11 protein-coding genes are annotated in these 14,721 nt (G+C 63.8%); 5 read left to right on the top strand and 6 right to left on the bottom strand.

What is annotated here, in order from left to right; genetic code table 11:
• Genes VPH40_RS20485 through hemC form a run of 3 tightly spaced genes read right to left on the bottom strand, consistent with a single transcriptional unit; the run spans window position 1 to window position 2,925 of the window.
• Window positions 1–1,149, bottom strand: coding sequence for a uroporphyrinogen-III C-methyltransferase (locus VPH40_RS20485; protein WP_077401782.1), 1,149 nt, complete (start codon window positions 1,147–1,149; stop codon window positions 1–3).
• Window positions 1,146–1,928 carry a uroporphyrinogen-III synthase gene (locus tag VPH40_RS20490; protein WP_251351840.1) on the bottom strand — a complete coding sequence of 261 codons (783 nt, stop codon included), beginning with the start codon at window positions 1,926–1,928 and terminating at the stop codon, window positions 1,146–1,148. Before VPH40_RS20490 ends, VPH40_RS20485 begins: the two co-directional genes overlap by 4 nt.
• Window positions 1,921–2,925, bottom strand: coding sequence for a hydroxymethylbilane synthase (gene hemC / locus VPH40_RS20495; protein ID WP_328574360.1), 1,005 nt, complete (start codon window positions 2,923–2,925; stop codon window positions 1,921–1,923). Before hemC ends, VPH40_RS20490 begins: the two co-directional genes overlap by 8 nt.
• Before the next feature lie 243 nt (window positions 2,926–3,168).
• On the opposite strand from hemC, the gene ppc reads away from it, so the two are divergent.
• Both ppc and VPH40_RS20505 read left to right on the top strand, forming a co-directional pair.
• Window positions 3,169–6,009: a phosphoenolpyruvate carboxylase gene (ppc, locus tag VPH40_RS20500; RefSeq protein ID WP_328574361.1), complete on the top strand. Its 2,841-nt coding sequence runs from the start codon at window positions 3,169–3,171 to the stop codon at window positions 6,007–6,009.
• Between the two features lie 176 nt (window positions 6,010–6,185).
• Entirely contained in the window at window positions 6,186–7,943 is a 1,758-nt protein-coding gene (locus VPH40_RS20505; RefSeq protein WP_328574362.1) for a PAS domain-containing sensor histidine kinase, read from the top strand.
• Window positions 7,944–8,002: 59 nt separating this feature from the next.
• Here VPH40_RS20505 and rpoD read toward each other — a convergent pair whose 3' ends face one another.
• Window positions 8,003–10,549, bottom strand: a complete 2,547-nt coding sequence (gene rpoD / locus VPH40_RS20510) for an RNA polymerase sigma factor RpoD (protein WP_328574363.1) — start codon at window positions 10,547–10,549, stop codon at window positions 8,003–8,005.
• 566 nt (window positions 10,550–11,115) lie between these two features.
• On the opposite strand from rpoD, the gene VPH40_RS20515 reads away from it, so the two are divergent.
• From VPH40_RS20515 to VPH40_RS20525, 3 genes are read left to right on the top strand one after another with little or no spacing between them, the layout of a single operon-like run.
• Window positions 11,116–11,625, top strand: a complete 510-nt coding sequence (locus VPH40_RS20515; RefSeq protein ID WP_034758713.1) for a ProQ/FINO family protein — start codon at window positions 11,116–11,118, stop codon at window positions 11,623–11,625.
• 9 nt (window positions 11,626–11,634) lie between these two features.
• Window positions 11,635–12,282 (top strand): 3'-5' exonuclease, encoded by a 648-nt coding sequence (locus VPH40_RS20520; protein ID WP_077401767.1) that lies wholly within the window; start codon window positions 11,635–11,637, stop codon window positions 12,280–12,282.
• Window positions 12,283–12,303: 21 nt separating this feature from the next.
• Window positions 12,304–12,729, top strand: coding sequence for an SMI1/KNR4 family protein (locus tag VPH40_RS20525; RefSeq protein WP_328574364.1), 426 nt, complete (start codon window positions 12,304–12,306; stop codon window positions 12,727–12,729).
• Window positions 12,730–12,750: 21 nt separating this feature from the next.
• Here VPH40_RS20525 and VPH40_RS20530 read toward each other — a convergent pair whose 3' ends face one another.
• Together VPH40_RS20530 and VPH40_RS20535 are read right to left on the bottom strand one after the other, a co-directional pair.
• Window positions 12,751–13,098: a DUF4870 domain-containing protein gene (locus VPH40_RS20530; RefSeq protein WP_034786172.1), complete on the bottom strand. Its 348-nt coding sequence runs from the start codon at window positions 13,096–13,098 to the stop codon at window positions 12,751–12,753.
• Between the two features lie 97 nt (window positions 13,099–13,195).
• Window positions 13,196–14,608 (bottom strand): aminotransferase-like domain-containing protein, encoded by a 1,413-nt coding sequence (locus VPH40_RS20535; RefSeq protein ID WP_328574365.1) that lies wholly within the window; start codon window positions 14,606–14,608, stop codon window positions 13,196–13,198.
• Window positions 14,609–14,721 lie beyond the last annotated feature (113 nt).

Genomic DNA, 14,721 nt, shown 5'->3' on the forward strand with positions numbered 1-14,721 from the left:
TCAGGACTTCGCTTTGTAGTTGCGCACAGCCGTCAGGCTGTCGGACAAGGTTGGCATTTCGATGGCCAGGTTGCTGCCCTGCACCTGGCGCAGCAGGGCTTGTGCCGTCTGCGTGCTCTTGGCGCGGGTGTCGAAATACTTGGCCAGCGCATCCTGTGCGGCGATCAAATCGTTGCGGAAAGCCGTTTCATTGCGCGACAACAAGGCCATGCGGGCATTGAGCAGGCGCAACTTGACGTTTTCACGCAAGAAATACGATTGCGTCGGCGACAGCATCAGCGCTTCCGGCGTATCGACGCGGCGGATGCGTATCAATTGACGCACGTCGGCCCACATGTCGCCGCTCCAGGTATTGAAGCCGTCGCGCACTTTCTGCAGCAGCGGTTCCGGCGCAGGCGGCCCCATCAGCTTGCCGCTCGCATCGCGCACGGGCTTGGCCTTGCCCGGTTTTTCCGGTGCGGCCGGCAAGGCCGGGGTTTCGTCGGACAGCATCGGCAGCGAATCGACCTGGGCGATCACGGCGTCGAGGCGCAGGGCCACGCCCGTCGAATCGACGCTGGGCAGGGCTTTCAATTTTTCCATGTCGCGCCCGATGGCGCGGCGGATGGTGATGAATTGCGGCTTGTCGGAACGCGACAGGCTGCGGTCCGCGTTTTGCAGGGCGATCAGCGCGCCGGGCACGTTGCCGGCCAGTTGCAGCTGCTGGCTGGCCGTCGACAGCACTTGCTCGATTTCCGTCAGCGCCCACTCGTCGCGGTTCTTCGACAAGTCGTTGTACAGTTGTTCCAGCGCAAGCTGCTGGCTTTGCGTTTCGCTCTGGCGGTTTTCCAGCGCGCCCACCTTGATTTGCAGCTCTTTCGTGCCTTCTTGCACGTTGCGCGCCAGCACGCCCGTTTCGGCGTTGCTGACATCGCCTTTTTGCAGGCGCTTGGCCACTTCTTCGCGCAGGTTGCGGATCTGCTTGCTGGTCGACCAGCTTTGCGCAGCCAGCAGCACGGCGAGCACGATGACGGCGATGCTCATGGGCTTTTGCAGCTGTTCCAGCAGGGTCGGCGCGCGGCCGGCAGGTTGGTCGGCCGCCTGCGGCGCCGTCTTCACGGCGCTGCCAGGCGTTGCATTCGGTTCGGAGAGTGTAGGCATTTCGTTCATGGTCGTGATTGTAACGCGGCGAGCACTCCTGCGTCGCCTGATCCTGTCAAGGTGACTCGGGCAAAACCCAGGGCCGCCGCCGTTTGTGCAATGCGGGCGTGCGGCACGATCAGATGCTGCTGTTGCATTTTCACAACAGCTGCCTTTTCAGCATCCATTTCGCCCAGCAGCGCCAGCAAGCCGCGCAGCGCTTCCGAGCTGGTGATGATCCAGTCATTATTATGCTGCAACAGGTTTTCCAGGGTCGCCCGCAAGGCGGGCGTCAGCCTTGGCACCTTGCGGCGGTAGGCCGTAACGAACTCGACAGTGGCTCCCGCAGCGCGCAAGCCGTCGGCCAGGTAATCGCGTCCGCCATCGCCGCGCACGATCAGCACGCGCTTGCCGCGCAGGGCCGGCAAGTCCAGCGCCAATAATAGATGTTCGGAATCGCTGCGCGCCGTGTCCAGCGGACTCGTGATGGTCGCGTTGGCGTCCGTGACGCCATGCGCGCCCAGGGCCATCCTGCTGCCCTCGCCCACCACGGCCAGCGGCAGGCCGGCAGGCCAGGCGGGCAGATGCGCAAAGACGCAATCGATGGCGTTGGGCGAGACGAACGCCACCAGGTCGTAATCGCTCAGGCGGGCCAGCACGGCTTGCAGCCGCGCGCATTCCTCTGCGCCGTCAAGCGCGTGGATTTCCAGCAGCGGCAGCAGGGTCACGGGCCAGCCCAGCGCCGCGATACGGGCGGCCAGCGGCCCCGCTTGCGCCGCGGGCCGCGTGATCACCACGGTGTCAGGCATGCGGCGCCAGGCCTTCATGGTTGTCGGGCGTGACGGCGCACGAGGCGAGGATGCCGGCGGCATCTTGCCCGCGCAGCAATTCGGCCACTTGCTCGCCCAGCTGTTCCGGCGCGCCGGCAGCACCTTCAAGCTCGGCGCTGGCCATGCGCGCGCCGTCCGGCGTGGCGACCATGGCGCGCAAGCGCATCTGCCCGCCCTCGACGGTGGCGAACGCGGCCAGCGGAATCTGGCAGCTGCCGCCGAAGATCTTCGACACCTTGCGCTCGGCCGTGACGGCTTGCGCCGTGGCCGTGTGGTTCAGCGGCGCCAGCAGGCGCACCAGGTCGGCGCCGTCCGCGCGCCCGCTGCGGATCTCGATCGCCATGGCGCCCTGGCCGGCGGCCGGCAGGCTGTCTTCCGGCGCCAGCACGGCGCGGATGCGCGACGCCAGGCCCAGGCGTTTCAAGCCGGCGGCGGCCAGGATGATGGCCGCGTAGTCGCCACGGTCCAGCTTGCCCAAACGCGTATCGAGGTTGCCGCGCAGGGGCAGAATCGTCAGGTGCGGATAGCGCGCGGCGATCAGCGACTGGCGGCGCAGGCTGCTGGTGCCGACGACGGCGCCGTGCGGCAGCTCGGCCAGGCTGGCGTAATCGTTCGAGACGAACGCGTCGCGCGGGTCTTCGCGCTCGAGGATGGCGGCCAGGGCAAAGCCTTCCGGCAACTCCATCGGCACGTCTTTCAGCGAATGCACGGCCAGGTCGGCGCGGCCTTCTTCCATCGCCACTTCCAGCTCCTTGACGAACAGGCCCTTGCCGCCTACCTTGGACAAGGCGCGGTCCAGAATCTGGTCGCCGCGTGTGGTCATGCCGAGAATTTCGACGCTACACTGCGGATACAGGGCGGCCAGGCGGGCGCGCACGTGTTCAGCTTGCCACATGGCAAGACGGCTCTCGCGCGTGGCGATCACCAGGCGGGCAGGAATATTCAATTCGTTCGGGGTCAATTCGGATGCTTTCAAAACAAGTTCTTTCGCTGTGGCTGTCGTTGTCATTATCGTTGCCATTTCGCCCGTCTGATATCAATTTTGTATCGGGTGGCGCCTGGCGTCGCTATAATCGTTATCGCTTAGCCTAGAAGGCCAAGTCAGGCTAGCGTCCATGTTGAAGACCACAAATTTTATCATGCGCCCCCTCCCCTCTGCGGCCAAACGCCCGGTGCGATCCACATTCCCTTGCTTTTACACTTACTTTGGTTCTTTATTATGCTCAATGACGCAGTAGCACCAGAAATAGTTCCAGCGGCCGGCTCCGACAAGGATGCGCCGCTGAAAGAAGACATCCGCCTGCTGGGCCGCCTGCTGGGCGACGTGCTGCGCGAACAGGAAGGCGACGCCGTCTTCAATGTGGTGGAAACCATACGCCAGACGTCCGTGCGCTTCCGCCGCGAAGCGGACGCGGGTGCCGCGCTGGAACTCGACGCCATGCTCAAGGAACTGAGCCGCGAGCAGACGATTTCCGTCGTGCGCGCCTTTTCCTACTTTTCGCACCTGGCCAACATTGCGGAAGATCAACACCACATCCGCCGCCGCCGCGCCCACCTGCTGGCCGGCTCGCCGGCGCAAAAGGGCAGCGTCAGCTTCGCGCTGAGAAAACTGCGCCTGGCCGGCGTGCCGCGCAAGACGGTCGACACCTTCTTCCAGGACGCCCTGATCGCCCCCGTGCTGACGGCCCACCCGACGGAAGTGCAGCGCAAGAGCATCCTCGACGCCGAGCACGACATTGCCCGCCTGCTGGCCGAGCGCGACTTGCCGCAGACGCCGAAAGAGCGGCACGCCAACATGCAGCTGCTGCGCTCGCGCGTGGCCACCCTGTGGCAGACGCGCATGCTGCGCTACTCGAAGCTGACGGTGGCCGACGAGATCGAAAACGCCCTGTCCTACTACCGCATCACCTTCCTGCGCGAACTGCCGGGCCTGTACGACGACATCGAGGACGATATCGCCGCCGAATACCCGAACGGCGACGGCACGATCGAGCCCATCAACGCCGCCTACGTGCAGATGGGCAGCTGGATCGGCGGCGACCGCGACGGCAACCCGAACGTCAACGCGGGCACCATGCAGCACGCGCTGGCGCGCCACGCCACCACCATCCTCGACTTTTACCTCGACGAAGCGCATGCGCTGGGCGCGGAATTGTCCGTCTCGACCCTGATGGTGGGCGTGAGCGCCGAACTGCAGGCGCTGGCCGACCAGTCGCCCGACGCCTCGCCGCACCGCAGCGACGAGCCGTACCGCCGCGCCCTGATCGGCATCTATGCGCGCCTGGCCGCCACGGCCCGCGCCCTGGGCGCCACCAACATCCTGCGCAAGGAAGTGGGCGCCGCGGCCGCCTACCCGGACGCGGCCGCCTTTGTGGCCGACCTGCGCACCATCGTCGCCTCGCTCGAGTCGCACCACGGCGCCGCCCTCGTGCGCCCGCGCCTGGCCACCCTGGCGCGCGCAGCCGACATCTTCGGCTTCCACCTGGCGTCGCTGGACATGCGCCAGACCTCGGACGTGCACGAGCGCGTGCTGGCCGACCTGTTCGCGAAAAGCGGCGTGGCCGCCGATTACACGGCCCTGTCCGAGGAAGATAAGCAGGCGCTGCTGCTGAACGAACTGGCCCAGCCGCGCCTGCTGTACTCGCCCTACATCGCCTACGCCGCGGAAACGGATTCCGAACTGGCGATCCTGCGCGCAGCGCGCGACATCCGCCAGCGCTACGGCGCGCGGGCCATCCGCAACTACATCATCTCGCACACGGAAACCGTGTCCGACTTGCTGGAAGTATTGCTGCTGCAAAAGGAAACAGGCTTGCTGCGCACCGACTGGCAGACTGGCGACAGCATCTGCGAGCTGATGGTCATCCCCCTGTTCGAGACGATACCCGACCTGCAGCGCGCGGCAGGCATCATGAGCCAGGTCATGGCCTTGCCTTTGGTCAAACAACTGATCGCCAAGCAGGGCCAGTTGCAGGAAGTCATGCTCGGTTATTCCGATTCGAACAAGGATGGCGGCTTCCTCACGTCCAACTGGGAACTGTACAAGGCGGAACTGGCGCTGGTCGCCGACTTCCAGAAGGCCGGCGTCAAGCTGCGCCTGTTCCATGGCCGCGGCGGCACGGTGGGCCGTGGCGGCGGACCCAGCTACGAAGCCATCCTGGCCCAGCCGCCGGGCACCGTCAACGGCCAGATCCGCCTGACGGAGCAAGGCGAGATCATCGCCTCGAAGTTTTCCAACGCGGAAATCGGCCGGCGCAACCTGGAATTGCTGGTGGCCGCCACCCTGGAAGCGAGCCTGGCGCCGCAGGAAGCCAATCCGGCCCGCAACGGCCAGCTGGCGCAGTTCGAAGCCGTGATGGCGCAACTGTCGGACCTCGCCTATCACGCCTACCGCCACCTCGTGTATGAAACGCCGGGTTTTACGGAATATTTCTTCTCGGCTACGCCGATCGCGGAAATCGCCGAGCTGAACCTCGGTTCGCGCCCCGCCTCGCGCAAGGCCAACCAGCGCATCGAAGACTTGCGCGCCATTCCCTGGGGCTTTTCCTGGGGCCAGTGCCGCTTGCTGCTGCCGGGCTGGTTCGGCTTCGGCAGCGCCATCGAAGCGTGGATCAATCAAGCCGACGGCGCCGCGAAAGATGACAAGATCGCCACCCTGCGCGCCATGTACGCCGAATGGCCATTCTTCGCCACCCTGCTGTCGAACATGGACATGGTGCTGGCCAAGACGGACCTGGCGATCGCCTCGCGCTATGCGGAACTGGTGGCGGACCAGGGCTTGCGCGAACGCATCTACAAGCGCATCACTGACGAGCACGGCAACACCCTGCGCTGCCTGGAGCTGATCACCGGCAACACGGAACGCCTAGCGGGCAATCCCCTGCTGGCCCGTTCGATCCAGAACCGCTTCGCCTATCTCGACCCGCTGAACCACTTGCAGGTGGAGTTGATCAAACGCAACCGCGCCCTGTCGGCGGAAAGCCGGATCGACGAAAGGGTGCACCGCGGCATCCAGCTGTCGATCAATGGCGTGGCGGCCGGCCTGCGCAACACGGGCTGATCGCACCGCCTTGCCATCGGCAAACAGGGCCGGCACCGCAAGGGCCGGCCCTTTTGCTTGCCCAATGGAAAAATATTCTCAAGAAAACAACAATTGGTATTACACTAGCGTCGGATACCTTCCCCTCTCCGGCGCCAGGCGCACGGCAGCGGCCAACCACGACGCCAGGGACGCGGATGAGCAAATGGTCGATTGAAACCCTGAGTGGCGCTTGCGGCGCCCTCATCCTGATCATGCTGGGCTGGTTCGCCGGCGCAGCCTGGCAAGAACTCGATTTCTGGCAGCATGTCTGGCTGGCCCTGCTGCTGCTGGCCGCCGCCGTCGCCGTCCTCTGGCTGATGCGCAAGCTGCGCAGCCACCTGGCCCTGACGCGCGCACAGCTCGACGATAGCCTGATGCGCTACCAGCACCTGAGCGAAACGGCGCAGGACGGCATGTGGCAAACGGATGCGCACGGCCGCATCCTGCACGTCAACCAGCGCCTGTGCGACATGCTGGGCGTTCCCGCGGAACAGTTGCTGGACCACTCGATGGACGAATTCCACGACGAAGCCACCTTGTTGCGCCTGTGTCCGCTGCGCCAGACGGCGACGGATAGTTGCATGGGAGAACTGCATTACCAGCATGGCGACGGCTCGGAACGCTGGGCCATGCTCAGCGGACGCCGCCTGTACGACCAGCGCGGCACCCTGACGGGAGCGCTGGTCATGGCCAGCGACATTACGGAACACAAGCGGGCCGAACACGCGCTGACCGTCGCCCATGCGGAACTGGAAAGCCGCGTGGCCCTGCGCACGGCCCAGTTGCTCGACGTCAATCTCCAGCTCTCCGCGGAAATCGCCATGCGCGCGCAAACGGAAGCGGCCCTGGCGCGCAGCGAAGAGCGGCTGCAGGACATCATTTCCATGATGCCCCTGTCGCTGTTCCTGAAAGACGCCGATTCGCGCATGCTGCTGATGAACCAGGCCTGCGAGCAGCAATGGGGCGTGCTGTTCCAGGATATCGCCGAGGGACGCGACGTGCAGCACTTCCCCTCGGACCAGACCCAGGGATTCCACGCGGCGGACCAGGAAGCGTTTGCCAGCCGCCAGGTGGTGATCCGCGAAGAACTCGTGTGGAATGCGCGGCTGCAGGAAAACCGCCTGCTGCAGACGCATAAAAAACCCATCTTCGATGCGCAAGGCCGGCCGCAGATGATCATCGCCATGGGCATCGACATCACGGAAAGCAAGCGCAACGAGGAGAACCTGCAGCGCACCCTGGCCCAGCTGCGTGAACTGACCGACCACCAGCAGACCATCAAGGAAGAGGAAAGGCGCCGCATCGCGCTCGACATTCATGACGACCTGGGCCAGAACCTGATGGTGCTGCGCATCGACGTGTCGCTGCTGCACGCGCGCACGGCCAGGACCCACCCGCGCCTGCACCGCCACGCCCAGCGCGTGCTCGACACCATCGACGCCACCATCCGCTCGGTGCGCACCATCATCAATGACTTGCATCCCAGCACCCTGGAGCTGGGCCTGGGCCCGGCAGCCGAATGGCTGATATGCCAGATGGAAAGCCGCGGCGCCATCCGCTACCAGCTCTCGCTCGACAGCGAGGCGCCCGACCTGGGCCTGGACCAGCGCCAGACGTCGGCCATCTTCCGCGTGCTGCAGGAATCGCTGTCGAACATCGTGCGCCACGCCCAGGCCAGCGAGGTGGAAGTGGCGCTGGCGCAAGATACGGATGCCATCGTGCTGCGCATCAGCGACAACGGCATCGGCATGCAGCCGGACGCCCACGGCAAGAAGGCCGCCTTCGGCCTGAAGAGCATACGCGAACGTGTCCACGCGCTGGGCGGCGAACTGCGCATCGACAGCCAGGAGGGCCAGGGCACGGCGCTGGCCATCCGCCTGCCTATCGCCAAAAGCCAGGCCGTCGAAGCCTAGGACAATTCCAGGGCGAAAAAAAAGAGGCTTGCGCCTCTTTTTTATTGCCTGCTGACTACTTAATTTTGCGTCAAGAAGGTTTTCAGCTTGTCCGAACGCGAAGGCTGGCGCAGCTTGCTCATGGCTTTCGCTTCGATCTGGCGGATGCGCTCGCGTGTCACGTCGAACTGCTTGCCCACTTCTTCCAGCGTGTGGTCGTTCGACATTTCCACGCCGTAACGCATGCGCAGCACTTTCGCTTCGCGCGGCGTCAGGGAGTCCAGCACTTCCTTGATCACGTTGCGCATCGACGCGTGCAGCGCGGCGTCCAGCGGCGCCAGGGTCGTGTTGTCTTCGATGAAGTCGCCCAGTTGCGAATCGCCATCTTCGCCCATCGGCGTTTCCATGGAAATCGGCTCTTTCGCGATCTTCATGATCTCGCGCACCTTGTTTTCCGGCATTTCCATCTTGACGGCCAGGGTCGCCAGGTCCGGCTCGCTGCCCGTTTCCTGCATGATCTGGCGCGAGATGCGGTTCATCTTGTTGATCGTTTCGATCATGTGCACCGGCACGCGGATGGTGCGGGCCATGTCGGCGATCGAACGCGTGATGGCCTGGCGGATCCACCACGTGGCGTAGGTCGAGAACTTGTAGCCGCGGCGGTATTCGAATTTATCGACCGCCTTCAGCAGACCGATGTTGCCTTCCTGGATCAGGTCGAGGAATTGCAAGCCGCGGTTGATGTATTTCTTGGCGATCGAAATAACCAGACGCAAGTTGGCGACCGTCATTTCGCGTTTCGCGTGACGGGCGCGCTTTTCGCCGGCAGCCATCTGCTTGTTGATCTTGCGCAAGTCTGCCAGCGGCAGGGCCACGCGGGCTTGCAAGTCGATCATCTTCTTTTGCAATTCCTTGACGGCAGGCACGTTGCGGCTGAGGATGGCGCTGTACGGATACTTGCAATCGACTTCGCGGTCGACCCATTCCAGGTCGCATTCATTGCCCGGGAACACCTTGATGAAGTGGGCGCGCGGCATGCCGCATTTGTTCACGCACAGTTCCAGCACGGCGCGCTCGATGTGGCGCACTTCTTCCATCTGGCCGCGCAGGGTGTCGCACAGCTTTTCCACGACCTTGGCCGTGAAGCGGATGCCCAGCAATTCCTGCGAAATGGCTTCCTGCGCCTTGACGTAGGCTTTCGAGTTGTAACCCTCGGGCGCCTTGCGCATCTTGTCGTACTGCGTCGAAATGACGTTGAATTTCTCCAACGCATTCTTTTTCAGCTGGGCCAACTGCTCGCTGGAGAAACCGGCCGCGCCGCCATTGGCGTCGCCGTCTTCTTCCTCGGCTTCTTCTTCCTCTTCCTCGTCGTCAGCGCTGGCGGCGGCGGGCGCGGCGGCAGCGGCAGGCGCCGGGGCATTGCTTTCGTTCAAATCGACAAAGCCGTCGACCACTTCATCGACCTTGATTTCGTCGCGCGCGATTTTTTGCGACAGCGCAACGATTTCGCCGATGGTGGTCGGGCAGGCGGAAATCGCCTGGATCATGTCCTTCAAGCCGCCTTCGATGCGCTTGGCGATCTCGATCTCGCCTTCGCGCGTCAGCAGCGCCACGGCGCCCATTTCACGCATGTACATGCGCACGGGGTCGGTGGTGCGGCCGAAGTCGGAGTCGACCGTCGACAGGGCGGTCGCGGCAGCCGCTTCCACTTCATCGTCGCTGGTGACGGTGGCGACGTTGTCAGTCAACAACAGGCTTTCCGCGTCAGGGGCGCGCTCGTAGACGGCGATGCCCATGTCGTTGAAGGTGGCGATGATGCCTTCGATCGCTTCCGGATCGATGATGTTTTCCGGCAATTGGTCATTGATCTCGGCATAGGTGAGGAAACCGCGTTCCTTGCCCATGTTGATCAAGCCCGTGATCTGCTTGCGGCGGCGTTCCAGGTCCGCTGCCGATGCTTCCGGATCGCCCAGCGCATCAGCCAGGCCGCCCTTGGCCTTGCGGTCGCGCGCTTTCGAGACGGCCTTCAGTTCGGCGCGCTCGACGGCGTTCAGTGCTGCCACTTCATCGTTTTCCGGCGTGAATTCGCTCGGTTTGCGGCCACGGCGGCCCGGCACCTTGACGGTCGGCAAGAAGTAATTCGAGGTATCGATAGCGGCCAGCGCGTCGGCGTCCGTGGTCTTGCTGACCACTTGCGCGCCGGTGATGATGGTCACGGGCGCCGCTTCTGGCTTGGCGCGCACGACTTTCGAACGGGCTGCCGTCACCACCTTGTTCGTGGCGGCGCTTTCGCTGACCTTGCGCGGCGCAGGCGCCGCCTTGGCGCTTGGCGCCACTTTGACGCTCGGCGTCTTGACGGGCGCCGCTTCCACGGCTTCGGCGGCGTCGGCCACGGGCGCGGCAACCGCCGCTTCCGCTACCGTTTCGGCCGGCGGCACGGCAGCCAGGCGCGAGCGGCTTTTCTTCACCACGGTGACGACGGTCGGCGCCGTCGTGACGGTGGCTTCCGGATTCGCTTGCGCATTATCGATGAAGTAAGATAAAGTCGTTTTGGGTACGGCAAGCGGCGCCGCGGCTGGGCGTGGCGCCTTGGCGGACAACGTTAAAGTTTTTGGCGTATTCTTCATGAGATATCTCTTAATGCGAGACCAGATGGTGTCGGCGCGAAGTGAATGATTCCACCTAAGCCTGCGAAACCGGACTCGATGGAGCGTATTGTTGCGGCTGCCGTCAAGGGCAGCGGCGCCTGTCTATCGTGACGTTCATAGCCCGCGCATCCGGCATGAGGAGCGCGGGGCCGAAGCCGGGTCAGATAAATAAGCGATGTACATTGCGGAATGAAAAAAAGCCCGTACCAGAACGGGCTTGAATCTATTGTTGTTCAGTGAAGACACAGCGGAGAGCAAGATTATGCACGAAGGCCCGTTATCTGAATAATTGATAAGTGGAATAACCGATATCAAAAATATCAATAATGGTGGCCCTGCGCCGCACTGCTCCTATCCCCTGCACACCTGAGCCAGACCTTCAAAAACAGGGTCCAGTCATCAGCGCAAGCCGACATTATACACATTTCCCGTATTTCGCGCTGTGCCGGCTGTAGTGCGAACCCGCTTATCGCAGGTCAAGTTGCCAAAAAAGACAATGCACTTGCCTGTGGCGCGTGCTATGCTCCCCTTTTATAGCCCAACCAATGATGTCGATGACCAGCTCCACGCCAGACCAGCAAGCCACCACTCCTGACACGCCAGTCGATGCAGCCCCAGCGGCGGCACCGGCCGCAGCGACCACGCCGGCGCCTGCCGGCCTGACCGCGCGCGCGCTGCTGAAACAGTTCCAGGAGCAATTCCCGCCATTCCGCGATTGCCTGCCCTTGTCGATCGGTATCGACAAGCAGATCCTCGCGCGCCTGCCGGACCTGGACCGCAAGCTGATGCGCACGGCGCTGGGCATCCACACGGGTTCGCTGCGCTACCTGCGCGTGATGGAAAAAGCCAAGGTACGCTACGACCTCGACGGCACCGCCGGCGCGGAAGTGACGCAAACCCACCGCGACCACGCCACGCAAGTATTGCAGCAACGCTTCAAGAAGGAAGCCGAGCGCAAGAAAGCCGAGCGCGATGCCGCGGCCGCCGAAGAAGCGAACCGTTTGCGCCTGGAAAAACTGAATCAGCTGACCGCGAAATTCTCGCGCAAAGGCTGATCCGGTTTCATGGACACAGCTGCCGCACCGCCACTGCCCCCCTATCAAGGCATTGCACTCGACCACGTCAAGCTGGTACGCACCAGCGATGATGCGCAGGCGGCCATGGCCGCCTTGCTGGCAGCGGACGCCATCGGCTTCGATACGGAATCGAAGCCGACTTTTGTGAAGGGCGAATCCTCCACGGGACCGCACCTGATCCAGCTGGCCACCGACGACATCGCCTACCTGTTCCAGGTGGGCAGCACGCCGGCGCCGGCCCTGGCCGAACTCAAGGCCATCCTCGAATCGACCACCACCCTGAAGGTGGGCTTCGGCCTGTCCGACGACGTCAAGCGCCTGCGCAACAAGCTGGGCATCGCCCCGGCCCAGGTGCTCGACCTGTCCGTCGCCCTGCGCGGCGGCCAGCGCAACGACCTGGGCGCGAAGACGGCCGTGGCCAAGTTCTTCGGCCTGCACCTGCAGAAATCGAAAAAGATTTCCACCACCAACTGGGCCACGTCGCGCCTGACGGAAAAGCAGATCCTGTATGCGGCCGACGATGCACAAGTGGCCCTGCGCGTGTACCGCCGCTGGATCGCCGACGGCGGCAAGGTCGCGCCGCAAAAAGCCCCGCGCGCCAGCACGCCGCCAGCCCCGCCGCCTATCGCCGCCTGAGCCGGTGCGCCTTCCTGCAGCATGAGCAAGAGCAAGTCCATCGGCACCACGCGTGACGCGATCGCCGCCGCCGAACAGGCGCTGGGGCGGCAGCTGCCCGCATCCCATGTGCAATGGTTATTGGAGAACAATGGCCGCACGCTGGGCGCCTTGAGCGTGTTTCCCGTCTACGACGCGGCCCATGCGCGCAAGACGTGGGAATCGATAGCACGCCATTACCGCGAAGGCTGGCAGGAATGGCTGGAGAATGCGGGGACAGGCGACGAGGCCGGCAGCCTGCTGCCCTTCGCCCAGTTCGGCACGGGCGATTACTACTGTTTTGACTATGCGCAAACGGGGCCATCGGGCGAGCCCGTGGTCGTGCTGTGGCCGCACGAAACAGGCGCCACCACCGCGGTGGCGCCCGGCTTTGCCGCATTCCTCGCGCTGCCCGGCCGTCCGGGCTGACACCCGGCGGCCGGCACAGCCCTATTTGACGAGGCGCAAGGTCAAGGGATAGCGGTAAGTGACGCCATTGCTGGCCTTGACGGCCGCGACGATCGAGCACACCAGGTTGGCCAGCGCCACGATCCAGAACAGGAACAGGCCGATCAGCACGAACGACAGGATGAAACAGGCGAAATACCAGATGATCAGGGTGATCTGGAAATTCAGCGCTTCGCGGGCGTTCTCGGCCGAGAATTTATCCGCATCATCTTTCTTGATCAAATAAATGATCAGCGGCGCCACCCAGCTGGTGAACAGGCCGCCAACGTGGGACAGAATGGCGATCGTCGTATCTTGTGTACGACCCACTTCCGGCTGCGTGTTATCCATTATGATTCCCATCATTAGTTATAGATACATCAATATAACAGTAATATTTCTTTTTGGAATGGAACACTTGCTGCCGCAAGGGACTTTTTTTTCGCCGCTATGCCGCCGCCAGCGCCAGCCGCCCCAGGGTGGCGATGGCTTCTTCCAGTTGCGCGTTCCACGGGTGGCCGTAATTGAGGCGGATGCAGTGGCGAAACGCGCGCGTGGCGGAAAAAATGGGGCCGGGCGCGATGCTGATGCCGGCCGCCAGCGCGCTGCGGTGCAAGGCCAGCGCGTCGATACCGGCAGGCATCTCCACCCAGACGAAATACCCGCCCTGCGGCCGCGTGACCCGCGTGCCGGGTGGAAAATGCACGGCGATGGCTTGCAGCATGGTATTTTGCTGCGCCGCCAGGGTCAGGCGCAGCTGGCGCAAATGGCGGTCGTAGCCGCCTGCCGCCAGGTAATCGGCCAGCGCCATCTGCAGCGGGATGGGCGCCGACAGGCTCGTCGTCAGCTTCAGGCGCTCGACCTGGCGCGCGTAGCGGCCCGCCACGGCCCAGCCCAGGCGAAAGCCGGGCGCCAGAGTCTTGGAAAACGAGCTGCAATGCATCACCAGACCCGCGCTGTCATGGCTTTTCGTCAAGCTGGGGCGCTGCTTGCCGAAATACAACTCGCCATACACGTCATCCTCGATCAGCGGCACGCCATGGCGCGCCAGCAGTTCGACCAGCGCGCGCTTCTTTTCCGGCGACATCAGGCTGCCCAGGGGATTCTGGAAATTCGTCATCAGCCAGCACGCCTTGGGCTGGTGGCGCAGCAGCAATTCCTCGAGCGCCGCCAGGTCGACGCCGTCGCGGGGGCTGGTGGCGATCTCCACGGCCTTGAGTTCCAGCCGCTCCAGCGCCTGCAAACACGCATAGAAGCTGGGCGACTCGATCAACACCGTGTCGCCGGGCCGCGTGACGGCTTGCAGGCACAGGTTCAGCGCTTCCAGCGCGCCATTCGTGATGACGATGTCGTCGCTGGAAACGAGCACCCCGTCGAGCTGGTAGCGCAGGGCGATCTGGCGGCGCAGTTCGGCATTGCCCAGCGATAGATCCGTGACCGTACTCCACGGGTCGAGGCGGCGCATGCTGGCCGACACGGCCCGCGCCAGCTTTTCCATCGGGAATAGATGCGGGCTGGGAAACGCCGAGCCGAAGGGCACGATATCGCGCGCGCCCACGGCGCCCAGCACTTCGAACACGAGATCGCTGACATCGACCGTGGTGCTGGCGTCGAGCGGGCGGGAACTGTCCGGCTCGGGGGCCAGCGCGGCGCGCTGCGGCGCCACGTAGTAGCCGGAGCGGGGCCGCGAGACGATCATGCCGCGCGCTTCGAGCAAATAATAGGCCTGGAACACCGTTGACGGGCTCACGCCCCTGCGCGCATGCTGCTGGCGCACGGAAGGCAACTTATCACCAGGCAACAACAGCTGCGTGCTGATCATGGCGGCGACTTCTTCCGCCAATTCCTCATATCGTTTCAACCCTGCTCCTCAAACTGATCCGTAGTTTTATTGCACAACTGATCCTGTCACAGTGACAGCACCCGTTATATGCTAGGGTAACAACATCCGGGCAGCAACACCGGCACGCCATA

This window comes from Janthinobacterium sp. P210005, from assembly GCF_036231865.1.
Lineage (GTDB): Bacteria > Pseudomonadota > Gammaproteobacteria > Burkholderiales > Burkholderiaceae_D > Janthinobacterium > Janthinobacterium kumbetense.

Excerpts from the sequence above, each read along its gene's own strand:
- VPH40_RS20520 (WP_077401767.1), top strand. The coding sequence starts at position 11,635 with ATGGACACAGCTGCCGCACCGCCACTGCCCCCCTATCAAGGCATTGCA.
- ppc (WP_328574361.1), top strand. The coding sequence starts at position 3,169 with ATGCTCAATGACGCAGTAGCACCAGAAATAGTTCCAGCGGCCGGCTCC.
- VPH40_RS20490 (WP_251351840.1), bottom strand. The coding sequence starts at position 1,928 with ATGCCTGACACCGTGGTGATCACGCGGCCCGCGGCGCAAGCGGGGCCG.
- VPH40_RS20515 (WP_034758713.1), top strand. The coding sequence starts at position 11,116 with ATGATGTCGATGACCAGCTCCACGCCAGACCAGCAAGCCACCACTCCT.
- VPH40_RS20525 (WP_328574364.1), top strand. The coding sequence starts at position 12,304 with ATGAGCAAGAGCAAGTCCATCGGCACCACGCGTGACGCGATCGCCGCC.
- rpoD (WP_328574363.1), bottom strand. The coding sequence starts at position 10,549 with ATGAAGAATACGCCAAAAACTTTAACGTTGTCCGCCAAGGCGCCACGC.
- VPH40_RS20485 (WP_077401782.1), bottom strand. The coding sequence starts at position 1,149 with ATGAACGAAATGCCTACACTCTCCGAACCGAATGCAACGCCTGGCAGC.
- VPH40_RS20530 (WP_034786172.1), bottom strand. The coding sequence starts at position 13,098 with ATGGATAACACGCAGCCGGAAGTGGGTCGTACACAAGATACGACGATC.
- VPH40_RS20505 (WP_328574362.1), top strand. The coding sequence starts at position 6,186 with ATGAGCAAATGGTCGATTGAAACCCTGAGTGGCGCTTGCGGCGCCCTC.